This is a genomic window from Curtobacterium sp. PsM8, assembly GCF_030433875.1.
Lineage (GTDB): Bacteria > Actinomycetota > Actinomycetes > Actinomycetales > Microbacteriaceae > Curtobacterium.
The window spans coordinates 1-216 of sequence record NZ_JARUXD010000219.1 but is presented as its reverse complement, the minus strand read 5'-3'; the positions used below and the strand labels follow the sequence as shown (position 1 = coordinate 216).

Below are 216 nucleotides of genomic sequence, written 5' to 3'. Positions count from 1 at the left end.
ACCTGGGATCGGGCGTGCATCGGTTTTCTTCCCACCTACGCGGCAAACGCCCATTACCACGGCCACAATGCCGATCGCACTCTCGAAGATGTCCTTGACGAGGCCGAGGGGTTTGCAGACGGCCCCTATCGCAAGGCGCTAGCTGCGGGCCACCGCCTCGATCCGGCTGACAGGGCCCAGGTTGTCGCCACTGTTTCGCGGCTCACAGGTCTGGAC

Annotated in this window: 1 pseudogene; it reads left to right on the top strand. The window is 63.9% G+C overall.

The window, feature by feature from the left end:
* Positions 1 to 216, top strand: a pseudogene (locus QCD68_RS17390) (peptidase S10); the annotation flags it as partial.